General features: G+C 67.4%; 16 protein-coding genes. 7 read left to right on the forward strand and 9 right to left on the reverse strand.

Features of this window, described 5'->3' with window-relative positions; translation table 11 throughout:
* Positions 1-4 precede the first annotated feature (4 nt).
* A complete protein-coding gene (locus tag ACNO8X_RS08660) occupies positions 5-868 on the reverse strand; it encodes an SDR family NAD(P)-dependent oxidoreductase (protein ID WP_418004957.1) in 864 nt (287 codons plus the stop codon).
* Positions 865-1722 (reverse strand): SDR family NAD(P)-dependent oxidoreductase, encoded by an 858-nt coding sequence (locus ACNO8X_RS08665; protein ID WP_418004958.1) that lies wholly within the window; start codon positions 1720-1722, stop codon positions 865-867. The genes ACNO8X_RS08660 and ACNO8X_RS08665 overlap by 4 nt, the downstream gene beginning before the upstream one ends.
* A 187-nt stretch (positions 1723-1909) precedes the next feature.
* Here ACNO8X_RS08665 and ACNO8X_RS08670 point away from each other — a divergent pair, with 187 nt between their 5' ends.
* A complete protein-coding gene (locus tag ACNO8X_RS08670; RefSeq protein ID WP_418004959.1) occupies positions 1910-2632 on the forward strand; it encodes a TetR/AcrR family transcriptional regulator in 723 nt (240 codons plus the stop codon).
* Positions 2633-2712: 80 nt separating this feature from the next.
* Entirely contained in the window at positions 2713-3375 is a 663-nt protein-coding gene (locus ACNO8X_RS08675) for a M15 family metallopeptidase (RefSeq protein WP_418004960.1), read from the forward strand.
* Between the two features lies 1 nt (position 3376).
* Here ACNO8X_RS08675 and ACNO8X_RS08680 read toward each other — a convergent pair whose 3' ends face one another.
* On the reverse strand, positions 3377-4255 hold the full coding sequence (locus ACNO8X_RS08680; RefSeq protein WP_418004961.1) for an endonuclease/exonuclease/phosphatase family protein: 879 nt from the start codon (positions 4253-4255) through the stop codon (positions 3377-3379).
* A gap of 429 nt (positions 4256-4684) precedes the next feature.
* Here ACNO8X_RS08680 and ACNO8X_RS08685 point away from each other — a divergent pair, with 429 nt between their 5' ends.
* Positions 4685-6415 (forward strand): cellulase family glycosylhydrolase, encoded by a 1731-nt coding sequence (locus ACNO8X_RS08685; RefSeq protein ID WP_418004962.1) that lies wholly within the window; start codon positions 4685-4687, stop codon positions 6413-6415.
* Positions 6416-6482: 67 nt separating this feature from the next.
* Here the strand turns inward: ACNO8X_RS08685 and ACNO8X_RS08690 are convergent, their stop codons facing one another.
* The 4 genes from ACNO8X_RS08690 to ACNO8X_RS08705 form a co-directional block, all read right to left on the reverse strand.
* Positions 6483-7379, reverse strand: a complete 897-nt coding sequence (locus ACNO8X_RS08690) for a cyclopropane mycolic acid synthase family methyltransferase (RefSeq protein WP_418004963.1) — start codon at positions 7377-7379, stop codon at positions 6483-6485.
* 211 nt (positions 7380-7590) lie between these two features.
* Entirely contained in the window at positions 7591-8517 is a 927-nt protein-coding gene (locus tag ACNO8X_RS08695; protein ID WP_418004964.1) for an alpha/beta fold hydrolase, read from the reverse strand.
* Between the two features lie 64 nt (positions 8518-8581).
* Positions 8582-9946, reverse strand: coding sequence for an ABC1 kinase family protein (locus ACNO8X_RS08700; protein ID WP_418004965.1), 1365 nt, complete (start codon positions 9944-9946; stop codon positions 8582-8584).
* 138 nt (positions 9947-10084) lie between these two features.
* On the reverse strand, positions 10085-11083 hold the full coding sequence (locus ACNO8X_RS08705; RefSeq protein ID WP_260937317.1) for an oxygenase MpaB family protein: 999 nt from the start codon (positions 11081-11083) through the stop codon (positions 10085-10087).
* 74 nt (positions 11084-11157) lie between these two features.
* Between ACNO8X_RS08705 and ACNO8X_RS08710 the strand changes: the two genes are divergently transcribed.
* Positions 11158-11760: a TetR/AcrR family transcriptional regulator gene (locus tag ACNO8X_RS08710; protein ID WP_043401625.1), complete on the forward strand. Its 603-nt coding sequence runs from the start codon at positions 11158-11160 to the stop codon at positions 11758-11760.
* Between the two features lie 43 nt (positions 11761-11803).
* Here ACNO8X_RS08710 and ACNO8X_RS08715 read toward each other — a convergent pair whose 3' ends face one another.
* On the reverse strand, positions 11804-12403 hold the full coding sequence (locus ACNO8X_RS08715; protein ID WP_418004966.1) for a DinB family protein: 600 nt from the start codon (positions 12401-12403) through the stop codon (positions 11804-11806).
* Positions 12404-12405: 2 nt separating this feature from the next.
* Positions 12406-12921: a DinB family protein gene (locus tag ACNO8X_RS08720; RefSeq protein ID WP_418004967.1), complete on the reverse strand. Its 516-nt coding sequence runs from the start codon at positions 12919-12921 to the stop codon at positions 12406-12408.
* Positions 12922-12982: 61 nt separating this feature from the next.
* Here ACNO8X_RS08720 and ACNO8X_RS08725 point away from each other — a divergent pair, with 61 nt between their 5' ends.
* From ACNO8X_RS08725 to ACNO8X_RS08735, 3 genes are read left to right on the forward strand one after another with little or no spacing between them, the layout of a single operon-like run.
* Positions 12983-13942: a helix-turn-helix transcriptional regulator gene (locus ACNO8X_RS08725; RefSeq protein ID WP_418004968.1), complete on the forward strand. Its 960-nt coding sequence runs from the start codon at positions 12983-12985 to the stop codon at positions 13940-13942.
* A gap of 43 nt (positions 13943-13985) precedes the next feature.
* A complete protein-coding gene (locus ACNO8X_RS08730) occupies positions 13986-18182 on the forward strand; it encodes an NEW3 domain-containing protein (RefSeq protein ID WP_418005828.1) in 4197 nt (1398 codons plus the stop codon).
* The gene (locus ACNO8X_RS08735) at positions 18179-18790 is read left to right on the forward strand and encodes a malonyl CoA-ACP transacylase (RefSeq protein ID WP_418004969.1); all 612 of its coding nucleotides are present in this window, start codon (positions 18179-18181) and stop codon (positions 18788-18790) included. Before ACNO8X_RS08730 ends, ACNO8X_RS08735 begins: the two co-directional genes overlap by 4 nt.
* Positions 18791-18792 lie beyond the last annotated feature (2 nt).

The following is an 18792-nucleotide window of genomic DNA, read 5'->3' on the forward strand; positions in this document are numbered from 1 at the left end:
CCTCCTACTTCCCGGTCAGCCGGGCGAGGGCCTTACCGGCCATGGGGATCACGGACTCGATGCGATCGAACGACGCGCGGGCGAGTATTTCGCGAGTGAGACTGGGCGAGAGCCGGAACAGCCCGTACAGCAGCCATGCTTCCGGAGCGACCGGCACAATGGCCGAATCCCACCGCACTGCCCGTTCGATCGCCCTGGCCACCTTCTGCGGTGAGGTGTAGGCATAGCGCTGCATTCCGCCTGCGCTCTCGCGCCACGCAGCCTGCTGCTCCGCGGTGAGCCCGGCCCGCTCACCGTTGGCGAGCAGATTGGTGCGGATCGCGCCCGGGCAGATCGCCGTGACGCCGATCCCTTTGCGGCGCAACTCCACTCGCAACGACTGCGAGGCCATCAGGACCGCTGACTTCGCGACCCCGTACGCCGGCTCGAGTTTGGACGGAAAGTACGCGGCCGTCGACGACAGATTCACGATCTGCCCGCGAATCCCGTCGTCGATCATCTGCTGCGCGAACACCCGAGACCCGTAGATGACGCTCATCAGATCGATGTCGATCTCGCGCTGCCACTGTGCGGCACTCATCTCGACGAACCCGCCGAGGTCCATGACGCCCGCGTTGTTGATCAGCACATGCGGTGCGCCGAAGTGGGCAAACATCCACGCGCCGAAGGACTCCCACTCGTCCTCACTGGACACGTCCAGTCGGTAGGCCACGGCTTGGCCGCCCGCGGTGAGGATCTGCTCGACCGTCTCCTTCGCGGCGGGCATGTTGTTGTCGGCGACGATGACTCGACTGCCTTTGGCGGCGAACAACTTCGCCGTCTCGCGGCCGATTCCTGCGCCCGCGCCGGTGATGATGACGTTTTTCATCGCTTTCCTCCGAAGACCTTGCCGGACAGGGCAACAGCCTTGTCCGCGACCGACATCGACAACAGACCGGTCAGACCGCGGGTGGCGCTCGGCGACAGCCGGTACAGGTACCAGCCGGCCCATGCTTCGATGCCGACGGGGACGGTCGACAGATTCCAGCGCACCGCGCGTTCGATCGCACCCGCTACGCGATCCGGGGAACGGCCGATGTAGCGATGGCCGGCGGCGAGCTTCGACGACCAGTCCGAACTGGCGGTTTCGCTCATGCCACCGCGAGTTCCGTTGGCTGCCAGGCTGGTTCGGATCAGTCCGGGGCAGATCGCGCTGACACCGATGCCCTTGTCCCCGAACTCGGCACGTAGTGCCTGCGTGCCGAACCATGCGCCGGCTTTGGCGACCACATACGAGGGGGCGATGGACGTCGGCAGGAAGGCGCCGACCGAGCACACGTTGACGATGTGACCGCGCACGCCGGATTCGGTCATGCGCTGCACGAACAATCGGGACCCGATCAGGGGGCTCATCATGTTGATCTGGATCATCCGCCGCCAGTCCGCGTTCGTCTGCTCCAGGAATCCACCGCCGATCAGGATGCCCGCGTTGTTGACCACGACATCTGGCACGCCGTGCTCGGTGCATACCCAGTCGGTGAAGTCCTCCCAGTCGGCGAGGTCGGCGACGTCGAGCCGGCGGAACACCGCACGGCCACCGGCGTTCTCGATCAGCCCGACCGTTTCGTGGCCGGTCTGTTCGTTGATGTCGGCCACGACGACCGCGGAGCCGTTGCGCGCGAACCGCAAGGCCGTCGCGCGCCCGATGCCGCTGCCGGCGCCCGTTACCACCGTCACCGTCATGATCGATGCCCTTCGGCCGTGCTGGTCGATGTGCGCGTAACGGTCATGGATCGACTCCTCTGTCGGCTGCACGATGCATTTCGGATAGTAGTCATATTGGAATATGGATGCAATCCCAAATTTGGCGCACCGAAGCGGTAGTCTTGCGTCCCGTCGGCGAATGGTTGGCGTATGTGCGGAGGGCACAGTGGCGACTCGGAAAGTGTTGACCCGCGCGGAGAGTCAGGCTCAAACGCGCCAGGATGTGCTCGATTCGGCGGCGCGGCTGTTTCACGCGCACGGCTATCACGGCACGTCCATCGCAGCCATCGCGGCCGACGCCGGACGCACCATTGGTGCCGTCTACAGCAACTTTGCGGGCAAAGAGGAGCTCTGCCTCGAAGTTCTCCGGACGCGGTATCTGGCGGAAGTCACCAAACTGCTGGAAATGTTTGTCGGTGAATCGGATTCGATGGAGAACCGATTCGATCTGCTGGCGGTCTGGTGGTCCCGGCTGTCCTCGGACGTCGCGCTCACCGTGCTGAGTTCGGAGTACCTGTTGAGTACTTTGGCGGACCCTGATCAGACCGCGGGGACCAGGGAAACCATCGATCGGTTCCGGGAATCGGTCCGGGTGATGGTCCAGGACCTGGTACCGGAGAGCGTTGATCCGGCGGACCCGCGCGTCGACGAAGCGATCGAGGCCATCGTGGCGACCGGAAGTGGTTTGGCGATTTCTCAAGCCATCGGGATGACGGATGCGGATCAGAGTGCGGCGGTGTTGGTGACCACGCTGCGGATGTGGATGGACAGGCTGGCCACACCACAGGCCACAGATGATGAGCCGGTGCCGTCGAAGGCGAAGCCGGCACGCGGAGGGAGAGCTGCAAAGGCTCCGCGCGCAATGAAGGCGACATCGCCCAGACGCTGAGCTGCGCACCGCCAGATGGTCGCAAGCGACATCCTGCGATCCCGTGGTGATTCGGCGCCGGGATCTGGCAACCTCGACACATGTTCGTGCGAACACTCGCCGTCACCTTGGGCGCTCTGCTGGCCGTCGGAAATTTCGGCTCAGACCTCGGCATGGCCTCGGCGGCACCGCAACCCGCGCCGCCGCCGGTATCGCCGCAGGCCGCGGCGGCCGGACTGATCGACGTCCGGACCGTCGTCCCCGACGCGGTGATCGACCTGCGGTACGCCACTCCCAACAATTTCGTCGGGGTACCGCTGTACCCGGCCGACGCGCGGTGCCTGATCCACGAATCGATGGCGCCGGGGCTGGCCACCGCCGCCCGGATTCTGCGCGCGCACGGCGAGGTGTTGACGTTCTGGGACTGCTACCGGCCGCACGAGGTGCAGGTCCGGATGTTCCAGGCCGTACCGGACCCGAACTGGGTCGCCAAACCCAGCCAGTTCGCGCGCAGCCACGAGTCCGGTCTGTCGGTGGACGTGACCATCACCGGCGTCGACATGGGAACCGATTTCGACGACTTCAGCCCGCGCGCGACGGCCTACGCGACCACCGGAGTCACCCCTGCACAGCAGGCCAACCGCGCCCGGCTGCGGGACGCCATGGTCGCCGGTGGCCTGAGCGTGTATCCGGGGGAGTGGTGGCACTTCAACGGCCCGGGGGCGGGCGAGCCGCGCCCGATCCTCGACGTGCCGGTGAACTGAGTCAGCCCGCGACCAACTGGGCCAGCAGCGCCCGGTGATCGGAGCCGGGCACCTGCAGCGTCCGCACCGAGGTGGCCACGTAGCCGCTCGTCAGGATGTGGTCGACGGCGAAGACCGGCGGAGCGACGATGTCGGCCGGATGCGTGCGGACCACCCCGGCGCCGGCCTGCGCGCCGGCGTCCTGATAGCCCTGCCGCAGCAGCCGCCGGAACTCGCGCATGTCCGGGGTGGCATTCAGGTCACCAGCCAGCAGCACCGGGCCGGAGCTTGCCCGGGCTGCCTTCAGCAACGTGTCGGCGAGCCGAGCCAGGTCATCGCGCCAGCCCTGCAAGGGGTCCGGCCACGGTGCGGACAGGTGGACGGTCATCACGGTGGTCCCGCTGCCGGCGCCGGGAATCTGGACGGTGACGGCCAGCATGCCGAGCCAGAAGCCGTCGTCGATGCGGACGTCGGTGATCGGGTAGCGACTCCAGATGCCCACCCCGCCTGGCTCGTCCATCTCGCGCAGGGCGCGGTACGGGAACATCCGGTCCAGGCCGGCCGCCTCCAGCCGTGCCAGCGCAGCAGGCGTAAGTTCTTGCAGCGCAACGATGTCCGCGCTCTCCTCGGCGTAGCGGACGACGGGTTCGGCCTCGGCCCGCCCGTAGCGCAGATTGGCCGACAGGAACCGCAGCGCAGTGCCCGACGGTGCCTTCGCGCGACGGAACAGCGGTACCTGCACGACGGCCGCGGCGACGGTGGTCGCGACGGCGACCGCCGTCAGCGGCCAGTTTCCTGCGGCGCCGAACAGCACGGCAGCCACCGGAGCGCCGAGAACCAGGTACGGCACGCCGGCGGCCAGCGCCAACAACAACCTGTTGACGATCGGAATCCAGCGCACCGCGAGACCGGCGATGGCTGCGCACAGCGCGATAGCGCCGGTGTACGTCAGAACTGACTGCCATATCGCGATGATTCGCCCTCCGTCTTTCTTGCCCGCCGGTGCACGTCAAGCCATTCCGAAAAATGTACCGGACGCATGTTTGGGCTCGCCATGGTGAGTTTGGCAACGGTAATTCGTATTTGCTGAGACAGATAATTACGTGTGCTATGTAGTGCAATCCCGTCCGATTATTGGAATTGTCTGTATGGAGTCTATCAGCAGGCTGTGAGCAGATGTCAGCGTTCTAGCTGGTTGTTGACCATAGGTATGTTTATTTTTGTATCGGTTCGGTCGATTCTTGAAGACAATTCGCGGTAGTGTCTGCGCCATTCATCGACGGCCTCGTAATAATTCGCTGGGGGGTCGAGCTTGAGTAAGGAGGCTCGCATGTACTCGTCGCTGCGCGGATCACTCCGTGCCTGCCTGTTTCGTGGCGTTATCGCAATACTTCCGCTGGCGATGGTCTGTGCGTACGCCATGCCGTCGACGGTGCCGTCGAATCTGACGACGGCACAGATCGAGAACACCGCGGAGATCGTGTCCGCGCCGTCGACCATCGGGATCGCCGACTCGGGCCTGTACGGCCAGACCCAGGCGCAGATCGACCAGACACTCGACACCCTGCAGTCGATCGGGGTCCAGGACATCCGGGTCTTCGTCCCGTGGATTTTTGTCGAGCCCACGCAGGGCACCTACAACTGGTCCTACATGGACATGGTCATGCAGGCCGCCGCGGCGCGGAACATGGGCGTCATGGCGGAGATCGCCAGCACTCCGACGTGGGAGGGTTCGTCCACCGCGATCACCGGCGCCGGTACGCCGACCCCCGCTGACTATGCCTCGTTCGTGACCCAGGTGGCCAAGCGCTACGGCTCGACCATCTCGGCGTACGAGATCTGGAACGAGCCGAATTACGTGCTGTCCTCGGATCCGATCGACGCCACCGCCTACGCGGCGCTGCTCAAGGCGGCCTACCCGGCGATCAAGGCGGTCGACCCCAGCGCCACCGTGGTGGCCGGCGCGCTCGGCAGCGTCATCAGCTTCGGCAGCGTGACGCTGGACCCGGTGACGTTCGTCAAGCAGATGCTGGCCGCCGGCGCCGCCGGCTACTTCGACGCGCTGTCGTTCCACCCGTACCAGGAATCGCTGCCCTTCTCGTCTGGTGCCGGTGTCGCGAATTCTCCACTGACTCAATTGAATTCGATCTACCAGCTGCTGCAACAGTACGGCGAGGGCAACCTCAAGATCTGGATCAGCGAGTTCGGCGCCTCGACCACCGATGTGAGCCAGCAGACCCAGGCCGACCTGATCAAGAACCTCATCGACACCTGGCAGACCCTGGCCTATGCCGGCCCGCTGTTCATCTACACGGCCCAGGACGGCGTCGCCGGTGCCGACGGCTACGGCATCTACAACGCCGACTGGACGCCGAAGCTGGCTGTCGCCGTGATCGAGCAGGCGATCAAGCAGTACGCCAGCGGCGTCGCAGGGGGCGTCGGCTCGACCGTCGGCGGCGTAGTCTCGGGCGTCACCGCGATCGCCCAGTCCCTCGCGAGCCTGCTGAAGTCGATCGGCCTGGCGATTCAGGGCGAGTTCCAGCAGCTGGGGAAGGCCATCAACGCCTGGGCCGCCGCGGTCGGTGCCAAGCTGAGCGGAACCCTGCCGACGGCCAGCCCGTTGGCGGCAAAGGCGGCCGCGGTGAAGACCACCGCCGTCACCACCACCGCGGAGACCTCGACCGGGACCGCGTCCACAGGGGCGTCGACGGGGACGACGCAGACGGCAACCACGGTGAAGAAGCGGGCGAAGTCGACCGCCGGTGGCGGCGGGTCAACCAGTTCGACGACGCCCGCGAGCACCACGGCGTCGTCCACCGACAAAGTGTCTGATCCGGATGCCGGTGCGGCAGCCGACTCGTCGGGCAAGTCGCGGGACAAGGCCAAGTCCCACAAGGGCGAGGGCTCGACGTCGCACCTGAAGGGCGCGCACGGCACGGCGGCCACGTCCGACACGTCGGCGGATGAGACGTCCGGCACGACGCCGGTGGTCGTCGACAAGCGTTCGCACCGGCACAGTGACACGAGTTCGAGTTCGACCTCGTCGGCGTCCGACCACTGACCCGCCGGAAACGCAGTAGCGCCCCCGGCCTCAGGCCGGGGGCGCTACTGACGAAAGCCGATTGGTGTTACGCGGCTTCCTTGGTCTTGGTGTAAGTGACCAGGCTGACGTCGAGGACCTCATCGAGGAAGTAGTACTGGCAACCGGTCAGATACTTCATGTAGCGGTCGTAGTTCACCTGACCGGAGATCGCGATGGCCTGTTCCTTGTGGTGCTCCAGGTTGGCAGCCCAGACACCGAGCGTCTTGATGTAGTGGTTGCGCAGCGACACCGGCTCCGGGACGTTGAAACCGGCCTTCTCGCCGTGGTCGATCATCATCTGCGTGCTGGGCAGCCGGCCGCCGGGGAAGATGTCGGTCGCCATGAACTTGATGAACCGGGCCATCTCGAACGTCACCTTTTTACCGCGGGCGGACATGTCGAACGGGTGGTAGCTCACGCTGCTCTGGATGGTCATCCGGCCGTCGGCGGGCATGATCTCGTAGCAGTTCTTGAAGAAGTCGTCGTAGCGCTCGAAACCGAAGTGCTCGAACGCCTCGATGGACACGATGCGGTCCACCGGCTCGTGGAACTCTTCCCAGCCCTTCAGCAGCACCCGGTGCGTGCGGTCCGATTCGGTGCTGCTCAGCAGTTCCGTGCAGAACGCCTGCTGGTTCTTGCTCAGCGTCAGGCCGATGACGTTGACGTCGTACTTCTCCATGGCGCGCTGCATGGTCAGGCCCCAACCGCAGCCGATCTCCAGCAGCGTCATGCCAGGCTTGAGATCCAACTGTTCGAGGTGCTGATCGACATTGGCGAGCTGGGCCTCTTCCATCGTGACGGTCGGTCCGGTGAAGTAGGCGCAGCTGTACTTACGGGTGTCGTCTTGGAACAACCCGAAGAAATCGTCAGACAGGTCGTAATGGGCCTGGATGTCCTCGAAATGCGGCCGCATGTCTTTGGCCCCAGTCGAATCCTGAATCATCTCTAACACCTAACTTGACCTTCCTCACTCGCTGGTGATGCCGGTCACTAAATCACAATTGTGACCGCACAATACCTGGCTGCCAACCGGTTCCTTGACGTTGGTGTGACGCGCCGTCACGGTCAGCTTCAACAGCAAACGTAGCCGCCGATATGTCGTGTGCCGTGTTCATTCCCCCAGCGTGGCGGGGTCTGTGACCGGACCGATACGTCTAACGGATTTCGGCAAACGTCGTAACCAGTTCGCCGGCGATCTTGTCCCAGAGAGGCGCGGGCAGGTCATGACCCATGCCGTCGAACAACACCAACCGGGCGCGTCGGATGGCCTTGGCTACTGCGCGGCCACCGCTCGGCCGCATCAGTTTATCGGCTCGACCGTGGATGACGACCGTCGGTGCGGTGATCAACGCGTTGTAGCGCCGCAGGCTGCCGCTGCCCAGGATGGCCCCGAAGTGCCGGGCGACGCCGACGGGGTAGTACGAACGGTCGTAGCTCTCGGCGGCGTCGGCCTCGGCCTGGTCGAGCGGCGTCGGGTAGCCGGGGCTACCGATGATGCGGCCGACGTTGACCGCGTTGGCGATGACGCCCGCGCGTGAGGTGTCCTGCGGCCGGGTCGTGATGGCCTTGAGTTGCTTCGGGCCGGGCGGCGGCAGCAGCGGCTGGTTGTTGCTGGAGAAGATGACGCCGAGCGTCTTGGTTCGGTGCTGGTAGCGCGCCGCGAACACCTGCGCGATCATGCCGCCCATCGACCCGCCGACGACGTGCGCCTGCTCGATCTTCAGGTGGTCCAGCAGCGCGGCGGCGTCGTCGGCCATGTCCTCCAACGTGTAGACCGCATCGCTCCGCAGGCCGGCGTACGACCGGAGCATCCGCGGCAGCAGGCCGGAACCGGAGTGCTTGCCCTCGATCTTGGTGGACAGGCCCACATCGCGGTTGTCGAACCGGATCACCCGGTAGCCCTTCTCGACGAGTTTGTCGCAGAAGCCTTTGCGCCACAGCAGCAGCTGTGCCCCGAGGCCCATGATGAGCAGGACCGCCGGATCGTCCGGGTTGCCCATGTCCTCGTAGGCGATGTCCAGGTCACCCGAGCGGGCGAAGCCGGTCCGGACCTCGGCGGTGGTGTCTCGTTCAGGCTGCATGGCTACTCGTATCTCGGTTCGTATCTCGGTCGGGCGATGTTGGTGGTCGGATTCGGCCTCCGGCCTACTCCTCGGATTTCCCGTTGGCGTTCTTGTGGTCGCGGCTGATGTCCACCATGAAGTTGGCGAAGTAACCCTTCAACTGGGGGTCGCTCATCATCTGCCACCTCGGCGCCAGCAGCTTCATGTACCGCTCGACGTAGAGGAACTGTTTACCGATCAGGACCAGCTCGCGGGGCAGCTTCACGTCATACGCGTCGGCGAGGGTGGAGAGTTGCTTGCCGATCTCGGCGTAGGACAGGTCGCCCAGCGACTTCATCGTCAGTGGCGTGGTGAAGGCCTCCAGGTCCTTGGCCGCCTGGCCCTCCGGCTTGACCGTGCCCACGGCGCCCATCATGACCACGATCCGGCCGGCCGCCGCGTGATCCTTCGAGACCAGCAGGGCGTACACCAGCTCGCGCAGCAGCCACCGGGTCCGCGGGTCGATGCGGCCCATGATCCCGAAGTCGAAGAAGACGATCTTGCCGTCCTTGTCGACGTGCAGGTTGCCGGCGTGCAGGTCGCCGTGGAACAGGCCGTGCTTGAGGCCGCCCTCGAAGACGCTGAACAGCAGGGCCTTGACCAACTCCTCGCCGTCGAACCCGGCCTTGCGGATGGCGGCGGCGTCGTCGATGCGGATGCCCTCGACGCGCTCCATGGTCAGTACGCGCTCGCTGGTCAGGTCCCAGTAGACCTGGGCCACCCGGATGTTCTGTCCCAGCGGCGAGGAGTGCATGTGTGCCACCCAGGCGTCCATCGACTGCGCCTCGAGCCGGAAGTCGAGTTCCTCGGCGAGGTTGTCGGCGAAATCGGCGACCACGTCCTGCGCGGACAGCCGCTGGCCCAGCTTGGCCATCTCGGCGACCTGCGCGCCGCGCTTGAGGATCTGCAGGTCGGCGGCCACCCGTCGGCGGATGCCGGGGCGCTGAATCTTGACCACGACCTCTTCGCCGGAGTGCAGCGTGGCGTAGTGCACCTGGGCGATGGAGGCGGAGGCGAAGGGTTCGTCGTCGAAGCTGGCGAAGAGGTCGGCGGGATCGCCGCCGAGTTCTTCGCGCAGCAGCTTGTGGACCTGGTCCTTGTCAGCGGGCGGGACCCGGTCCAGCAGGCTGCGGAACTCGCGGCTCAGGGGCTCACCGAAGGCGCCGGGGCTCGACGCGATGATCTGGCCCAGCTTGACGTACGTCGGGCCCAGGTCGGAGAACGTTTTCGGGACTTGTTTGAGCACCTTGTGCTGCAGGCTGCCCTTGGAGAAGGCACCGCCGACGATGCGTACGCCGGTCCGTGCGAGCTGCCAGCCGGTGGCCCCGATGCGGGCGGCTTCGACGGGCAGCGGCACCCGGTCCAGCCGGGCACCCTCGCGGTGGGGGGTCTTCCGCGTTGAACTCATTGGTGAAGTGTCTCAAAACCGCGGGTACCGCCAAAAAGGTGTGCCCTGCATCACTCCTTCGGCCCTCTCCGCCGAAACGGCATTCCAGCAGGCGGTCACTCGCACTTTCTCTGCTGGAATGCCGTTTCGACGGGGATGTCAGACGAAGACGCTCTCGATATCGGCGCGGCTGCGGGCCGGGTCGCTGCCGGGCACGTAGGTCGGGACGGTGTGCGGAGCCAGCTCCGGATCGATGCCGCCTTTGACCCGGGCCTTGGCCTGCCGGAATTCGGGGAACGGTCCGGCGGCGGTGTGCAGGCCGTTGATGATCGACCACACCACGGCGCGGCGGGCGGTGCGCTCGATGGGGTTCGGGTCGGTGTGCCCGAGCAGCTGCTTGGCCCATTTGGGCATGGTGTCGCGGACCGCCCAGTCGACCGCGCTCTGCGGCATCGGCAGGTTCGGGCCGGTGGCCATGGCCGCGCCGTAGGTCAGTGCCAGCTTGGGCAGGTAGGACTGCAGGCAGTCCAGGGTCTCGGCCTTCGTCGTCGGCAGATCGGTGCCGCCGAGGGCGTGACCGACCCGGATGAACTCGCCGTAGTAGCGGTCGAGTTTCTTGCCGCGCAACGGGTTTGGGTGGTAGAGCTCGTGCGCTGTGGCCAGACCCCAGACGACCGTCGCGTAGTTCCAGCGCAGCCAGTCCGGGTCGTCGGCGTCGTAGGCGGCGCCGTCCGGCCGGACGCCCTTGATGGTGTGGTGCATGGCGCGCACGGTCCGGGCCAGGTTCTCGGCGGTCTCGGTGCTGCCATACGCGGTGCCGATGAAGAACGCGATGGAATGACCCAGCCGGACGGCCGCGCCCTTCGGGTCGATCACCGGGCTGGCGACTCCGTTCTCGTCGCGCTGGACCAGGCGGGAGTGGTGCATGCCCATCCAGTAGATGGACGGGTCGAGGCGCTCGATGAACGCGGCGCACTGCAGGCCGAAGACCAGGGCCTCGGTGTGTGAGTGCACATGCCAGACGGCGCTGCCGGGGCCGAACCAGCCCGGGTCGCCGGCCGGGCCCGCGAAATCCATGCCGCGGAAATAGTTCCGCCGGATGGTCTCGTCGAACCGGTGCTGAAGCTGGTGCTCGATGAACTGGTGCGGCAGGTACACGTCAACCCCTTCTGGTCACGGTCGTAACCAGAATAGTATTTGGTGACGGGTGTGACCAGACCTAGGCTGTAGAGATGTCGACACCGACCAGATGGGCGGGGATTCCGCTCGACGACCGCCGCGCCGAGCGGCGCGGCCTCCTGGTCGACGCCGCATTCGAATTGTTCGGCTCCGGCGGCGAGACGGCCTTGTCGGTCCGCTCGGTGTGCCGCGAGTGCGGGCTCAACACCCGGTACTTCTACGAGAGCTTCGACGGCATCGACGACCTGCTGGGCGCCGTCTACGACAAGGTGAGCATCGAGTTGGCCACGGTGGTCGACGCGGCGATCACCGTCGCCGGCGACTCGGTGCGGGAGCGGACCCGCGCCGGTACCGCCGCGGTACTGGGTTTCGGTTCCGCCGATCCGCGGCGCGGACGGGTGCTGTTCACCGAAGCACGCGCCAACCCCGTGCTGGCCGCGCGCCGGGCCGTCACCCAGGACCTGCTGCTCGATGCCGTCCTGGCAGAGGGCGGCCGACTGCACCCCGGCTCGGATCCCGTCGCCGCGCGCGTGGGAGCGGCCATGTACACCGGCGCGATGGCCGAACTGGCCCAGCAGTGGCTGTCCGGTTCGCTCGGCACGGATCTGGATGTGGTGGTCGACGCGGCCCTGACGTTGGTGCTGCCCCGAGAGTGACGAAATGGCTGCCCCCGGGAGCAGCCATTTCGTCGATCTCGAGTTACGGGGCGACGGGCCGCCAGCGCTTGAGGTAATCCGTCTCCGGCCATTCCTCTGCCGCGGCCAGCAGTTCGTACATGGTGGCGCGGTCGATGGACTCGCGGATGATGTCGGCGTGGCCGGCGTGCCGGGACAGCTCTTCGATGATGTGCATCCCGACCCAGCGCACCGTCCAGTGGTCGATATCGGTCGGGAACCATGGCACGTCATGGGGAATCGGCACCAGGGTCCCCAGATCGAGGTCGGCGAACGCCTTCAGGGTCGCGGCGTTCTGCGCGCGTAGCGCGGCCAGCAGGTCGTCGAGGGTTTCGTCGTCGCCCACGACGTACTGGTCGGCGTACTCGGCCATGATTTCCGCCATCGGCCGCGGGTCCGGCGGCGGGAAGTCGGGGGCGGCCACCGCCCGCTCGACCCAGCCGGCTTGCACGGCGGTGACGTGCTTGATCAGGCCGCCGACCGACAGCGCACTGACCGATGGGGTGGCGCGGGCCTGCTCGTCGGTGAGTCCGTAGGCGACGGCCGCGAAGGCATCCTGCTGGAATGCGATGAAATTGATCAGGGTCTGGCGTTCGTCGGCGGCGGGTGCGGGCTGTCCGGGCATGCTCAGTTCTCTTTCTGGGTGTGGGTGTAAAGGTCACGGATGCAGGCGATTTCCGCTCCGTGGTGAATGACTTCGCGATTGATGTGCAGCACCAGGGTGGCCATTAAGAAGTCAGCGTAGGGGCCTTCTGCCGGCCCGCACGGCTGGGCCAGTGCGGCGTCGTCGAGCCCGCGGACCCCGGCGATCCAGTTCCCGTAGGCGGCGTCGAGCTGCTCCAGCGCAGTGTGCGCATCGAGGGCGTAGGGCCACGACTGGTAGTCGGCCGGCGGTCCGCCGAAATGCGAATGGTTCCGCATGGCCAGGACGCCGACGATGACGTGCGCCAATCGCCAGGCGATGGTGGTGAACGGCTCGGGTTGCGGTGGGGGATAGCTGAAGTCGATGGACCCGTCGGGGTGGAGGGTCCAGCAGTCGGGGACCGGCTGCCAGAAGTATTCGTCGTCGGTCAGTCCCTCGAGTCGGGGGCGTAGTTGGTGTTGCCAGTGCCAGTCGAGTTGGTCTGCCAGTTCTTCGGTCACGAGGAAAGCCTGACATCCAATTAGGACTGTTTCTGTCCTATGAGTGCGGCAGAGTGTTGTCATGTCCGAAACGACGAGCCGGGTCCTCCAACTGCTGGGCCTGTTGCAAGCGCGCCGGGTGTGGACCGGGCAGGAGCTGGCGGATCGGCTCGGCGTCACGGGGCGCAGCGTCCGGCGCGATATCGAGCGGCTGCGCGACCTCGGCTATCCAGTGCACGCCAGTAAGGGGCGTGACGGCGGCTATCAGCTGGGCGCCGGAGCCGCGTTGCCTCCGCTACTGCTCGATCCAGAGGAGGCCGTCGCGATGGCGGTATGTCTGCGGCTGGCGGCCGGTGGCAGCGTTGCGGGCGTCGGTGAGTCGGCGCTGCGGGCACTGTCCAAACTCGACCAGGTGATGCCCTCCCGGCTCCGGTCGCAGGTGTCCGCGGTGCACGACGCGACGGTGACGTTGACCGGCGGCAGCTCGGTGGAAGCGGTATCGCCCGACGACCTGATGACGCTGGCCCGGGCCTGCCGGGATCACGAACACATCAGGCTCGGCTACACCGATATCCGCGGCAACAGCACCGAGCGGCGGCTGGAGCCCTATCAACTCGTCACCACCGGACGCCGCTGGTACCTGCTGGCCTACGACCGCGACAAGGCGGACTGGCGCACGCTGCGGCTGGACCGGATGGTCGACGTCAGGGCCGCGGGTACGACGTTCGCCCCGCGCCCGGCTCCCGACGCGGCCGACTACGTGCGCCGGGCCATCACCGCCTCGCCGTACCGCTACGTCGCGCGAGTCCGCTTCGAGGCGTCGGAAAATCAACTGGCACAGGTGTTTTCCGCGTCCTCGGCGCAGATCGAGGCGGACGGGCCGGACTGTTGCATCGTGACCGCCGGGGGCGACGACCCGGAGCGCATCGTGCTGCATCTGGCGATGCCGGGCTACCGGTTCGAGGTGCTCGAGCCGCCCGAGGTGGTTGCCGCGACGCGCGCGGTCGCCGACCGGCTGCGTGCCGCAATGCCGCCCGGCTGAAGGGGATTGACCGTATGGTGCAGGGGTGTCGACGGGACGACCCCTGCAGGTGACGGCGGTAGTTTCCACCGAGTTGTTCGTCGGGCCGGCCGATGAGCCATGGCAGATCGTGCGGGTGGACTACACCGGATGCGCACAGCCCACCGAGGTCAGGGTCGTCGGGGACGGCTTGACCGGCCTGGCCGTGGCGCAGCCGGGCGACGGCGCGGTGGAGATTCCGGTGGTGGTGCAGGATGCGCAGCCGGGCCAGGTCCGGCCCGCGCATCTGGAGATCGACGGCGCGCGGACCGCGTTCGAGTTCGTCGTCGCCGAGCCCGGCTGGACCATGCACATGATCAGCCACTTCCACTACGACCCGGTGTGGTGGAACACCCAGGCCGCGTACACCAGCGTCTGGACCGAGGACCCGCCCGGCCGGTGCCGGCAGACCAACGGCTTCGAGCTCGTCACCGCACACCTCGAAATGGCAAGGCGGGAACCGGAATACAAGTTCGTGCTGGCCGAGGTCGACTACCTCAAACCCTACTGGGACACCCACCCGGAGCAACGCGCCCAGCTGCGTGCGTTGCTGGCCGAGGGCCGGGTCGAGATCATGGGCGGCACCTACAACGAGCCGAACACCAACCTGACCAGTCCCGAGACCGCGATCCGGAACTTTGTGCACGGCATCGGTTTTCAGCGCGACGTCATGGGCGCCGATCCGGCGACGGCCTGGCAACTGGACGTGTTCGGCCACGATCCGCAGTTCCCGGGAATGGCGGCCGACGCCGGGCTGACCTCCAGTTCGTGGGCCCGCGGCCCACATCACCAGTGGGGGCCGATGCACCGCGACGGCGATCCCGAGCGCATGCAGTTCGCCAGCGAATTCGACTGGATCGCACCGTCGGGCCGTGGGCTGCTGACCCACTACATGCCGGCGCATTACGCCGCCGGGTGGTGGATGGATTCGTCGGCGTCGTTGCAAGAGGCCGAGAACGCCACCTACGAGACGTTCGCCAAACTGAAAAAGGTTGCGCTGACCCGCAATGTGCTCCTCCCGGTCGGTACCGACTACACCCCGCCGAACAAGTGGGTGACCGAGATTCACCGCGACTGGGCCGCCCGCTACACCTGGCCCCGCTTCGTGTGTGCGCTGCCGCGGGAGTTCTTCGCCGCGGTGCGTGACGAACTCGCGGCCGATGGCACCCAGCCGTCGCCGCAGACCCGCGACATGAACCCGATCTACACGGGCAAAGATGTGTCGTACATCGACACCAAACAGGCCAACCGCGCCGCCGAGAACGTCGTGCTGGCAGCCGAACGGTTCGCGGTGTTCGCCGGATTGCTCACCGGCGCCACCTACCCACAAGCGGCTCTGGCCAAAGCGTGGGTTCAGCTGGCCTACGGCGCACACCACGACGCCATCACCGGATCGGAATCCGACCAGGTGTACCTCGACCTGCTCACCGGCTGGCGCGACGCCTGGGAACTCGGCCGGACCGCGCGCGACAACGCGGTGGCGCTGCTGTCGCGCGCCGTCGACGGCGACATCGTGGTGTGGAACCCATTGGCGCACAGCAGAACCGACATCGTCACCGTCCGCCTCGACGAACCGTTGGCTGAGTCGGTCTTCGACGCGGACGGCGCGCCGGTCCCGGTCCTGATCGAAGACGACGGCCACACCGTCACCTGGCTGGCCCGCGACGTGCCGTCCCTCGGCTGGCGGGGATACACACTCGGCGGAGACACGCTGCGATCGGTGCGGAAACCGGCCTCGTGGGAACCCAAGTCCGGTACCACCATCAGCAACGAACGCTACGGCTGCACCGTCGATCCCGGCCGCGGTGGGGCGGTGTCTTCGCTGTTCCGCGAGGGCGTCGAACTGATCGGCACGGGCCAGGTCGGCAACGAGATCGCCATCTACGACGAACATTCCGCGCACCCCACCGAACACGAAGGTCCCTGGCATCTGCTGCCCAAAGGGCCGGTGGTGGGCTCGGCCGAACGTCCTGCCGATTCAGTGCAGGCTTATCGCAGCGCGCTGGGGGAGCGGCTGGTGGTCACCGGCCGGCTCGGCGACGTGCTGCGCTACACCCAGACCATCACCCTGTGGCACGGCGTGGACCGCGTCGACTGCCGCACCGTGATCGACGAATTCACCGGCGCCGACAAGCTGCTGCGACTGCGCTGGCCCTGCCCGGTGCCGGGCGCGATGCCGGTCAGTGAGGTCGGCGACGCGGTGATCGGGCGCGGCTTCGGGCTGCTGCACCAACGGGATTCGCACGAGGCTGTCGACACCGCGGACCACCCCTACACCTTGGACAATCCCGCCTACGGGTGGTTCGGACTGTCATCGGCGGTGCAGGTCCGGGTACGCGACGCGCACGATGTACACGTGCGGGCGGTGTCGGTCGCCGAGGTCGTGGTGCCGAACGCCGCCGACCCGCAGACACCGACCCGGGAGCTGATGGTCGCCTTGGTCCGGGCCGGGGTGACGGCCACCTGCAGCAGCGCCGACAAACCGCGCTACGGCGACCTCGCCGTCGACTCCAACCTGCCCGACGCCCGCATCGCGCTCGGCGGGCCCGACGAGAACCGGTTCACCGCAGCGGTCTTGGCGGCAGCCGACCCGTGCTACGGCGCGGAACTGCAGCGCCGTCTCGCCGCCGGTAACGTCCGGCTCTGGGTGCCCGCCGACGCCGACCTCGTGCAGCGCTGGATTCCCGGCGCCGACCTGACGGGGGTGCGGGCGCTGCCGGTGCTGATCGTCGCCGGACCCGACGCCACGCAAGACCTGATCGCCGCCCTCGCCACCGCCGAGATCACGGTCGAGCAGGATGCCGCGGCCGGCATCGGGCCCTTCGACGCCCGGACCGTGGCCGTATTGAACCGGGGCGTACCGGGTTTCGCCGTCGAACCGGACGGTGTCCTGCACACCTCGTTGATGCGGTCGTGCACTGGCTGGCCGTCAGGCACCTGGATCGACCCGCCCCGCCGGACCGCACCCGATGGCTCGAATTTCCAGCTCCAGCACTGGACCCACGCCTTCGACTACGCCGTCGCGGCCGGTGACGGTGACTGGCGCGCCGCGGGCATTGCGCGCCGCAGCGCCGAGTACTCCGAGCCGCTACTCGCGGTGCACACCGATCATCCGGCCGTAGCCGGCGGATTGCCCAGCACCGGTTCACTGCTGGGCGTCGAACCCGCGTCCGACGTGACGCTCGCCGCGCTGAAGGCCACCGGCAACCCGATCGCCACCGGCAGTAGCGCGCCCGTCGACCCGAGATCGGGCATCACCCTGCGCCTGGTGCAGACCTCGGGAAGGCCGACCGAGGTCAGCGTCACCTCGGGAATCCGGCACCTCGAGGACGTGGCACGCCTGGACCTCCTCGAACAACCCGTGGCCGCCGACGGGAAAGACCTGCGGCTGCACGGTTTCGAGATCGCCACCGTGCGGGCACGGCTCGAACTGCCCCATGTGCTCAATGGCGACCACGCCACCTTGGCGCCGGATGCCGAAGTCGCCCAACCGGTTTACGCCCGGTACTGGCTGCACAACCGCGGCCCGGCGCCGTTGGGCGGTTTGCCGGCGGTCGCCCATGTGCACCCCACTGAAACATCCGGCGAACCGGGTGCACCCGTGCAATTGCGCGTCACCGCGGCCAGCGACTGCACCGACACCGCGCTGCACGGCCGGGTACGGGTGCTGTGCCCCGACGGCTGGTCGGCCAGCCCGGACGAGCTGCCCTTCGTGCTGCCTCCCGGCGGTTATCTGGAAACCGAAGTGCAGCTGGAACTTCCGGTCGCGGTCCCCGTCGGCCGGTACCCGGTACGGGTCGAACTCGCGGTCACCGGCGGCGCCAAGCACACCCAGATTCCGGCTGCCTGGCGCCAGACGGTGGAGGACGTCTGTGTCGTCACCGTCGGCGAACCCGTTGACGCACCGTTGCTCACGCTGGTCGCCGAGCCCGAACCGGTCGACGTCGTCGCGGGTGGACACGCGGACCTGAGCGTCACCGTCGGCTCTGCTGCCGGCGCGCCGCTGAGCCTGGAGGCGCACCTGATCAGCCCGTGGGGCACCTGGGAATGGCTGGGTCCGGGCGTGCTCGGCGCCGACGTCCCAGCCGGCGGCACCGTCGCGCTGGACTTCGATGTGGCGCCGCCGCTGTGGGTCGGCCCGGGGCAGTGGTGGGCACTGATCCGGATCGCGGCCGCCGGGCGGGTGCTCTACACCCCAGCGGTATCGGTGCGGGTCCGATGAGCCGCGTCGCCACCGTCGCCGGGCGGGCCATTCCGGTGAGCGACCTCGACGACCGTGAATCACGTTTGCGGGCAAGCGTATTGGCGCCGTCGCTGCCGGTTCCCGGGACCAGCGAAGGCCGGCAGCTGCGGCGCTGGCTGACCCAGTTGCTGGTCACTGACGAGCTGGTGCGCGTGGCAGCCGGCGAACTCGGTGTCGACGACCGCGACGCACCTACCGAAGCAGATCTGCTGCCCGACGCCGCCGCCCGGATGGAGCTCGGCAGCGTCGCCGCGGCTGCCCTCGAACAGCCGCTGGCGCGCGCGCTGTTCGTCCGCGTGACCGCCGACGTCCGGCTCGCGGGCGACGAGGTCGAGCGCTACCACGCCCGCAACCCCCTGCGGTTCGCCCCGCCCGTCCCTGGTGTCGGCGGCTGGTCCACCGCGCCGACCGTAGCCCCGCCACTGGATCAGGTGCGGCCGCAGATCACCGCTCATCTGCTGGGGTCGGCGCGCCGACGCACCTTCCGGCATTGGCTCGACGCCCGCCGGGCCGAGTCGGTGCACCTGGCACCTGGATATGAACACCCCGGCGACCCACGCCAGCCCGACCATGTCCACCGGCATTGAGG

The sequence above is a fragment of the Mycobacterium sp. PDNC021 genome (assembly GCF_048282635.1).
GTDB lineage: Bacteria > Actinomycetota > Actinomycetes > Mycobacteriales > Mycobacteriaceae > Mycobacterium > Mycobacterium llatzerense.